This window comes from Flavobacterium sp. UMI-01, assembly GCF_019656315.1.
Taxonomy (GTDB): domain Bacteria; phylum Bacteroidota; class Bacteroidia; order Flavobacteriales; family Flavobacteriaceae; genus Flavobacterium.
In genome coordinates this window covers 1-551 of record NZ_BPLU01000017.1, presented here as the reverse complement: position 1 = coordinate 551, position 551 = coordinate 1, and the positions used below count along the sequence as shown (strand labels likewise).

General features: G+C 40.1%; 1 pseudogene. It reads left to right on the top strand.

From position 1 onward, the window contains the following. Positions 1 to 551: pseudogene (locus K5R64_RS07435) on the top strand (hypothetical protein); the annotation flags it as partial.

Here is a 551-nt window from a genome sequence, read left to right as displayed (position 1 = left end):
GGTAATGTTACGGTAAGTAATATCGCAATCAGTGATGCCAAATTAGGTCTTACAAATTTAGCTTTGACACCAAGTACATTGGCACCAAATGCAGTAGGAGTTGCAACCCAAAATTATGTTGTTACCCAAACGGATATAGACTCAGGAAAAGTAACCAATAGTGCCATTGCCCAAGGACAAGATCCAAAGGGGAATGATGTTCAGGATATTTCTGGAACGACAGTGGATACTGATGATAGTACTGTTACAGATTTGCCTACCTCAGGTAAGATTGTATTTGTAAAAACGGGAGTATATAATGGAGATCCAACCCAAGCTAAGGTGGGAGATGTCATCACCTATACTTTTACAGTGACCAATACTGGAAATGTTACCGTTAATAATCTTGCTATCAATGATGCGAAATTAGGAATCACTAATTTAGCCTTGGTTCCAAATAGTTTGAATCCTACGGCTGTAGGCGTCGCTACTAGAGATTACACCATTACACAAGCAGATATTGATGCCGGAAAAGTGACCAATTCAGCACTTGCCATGGGTCAAGATCCAGA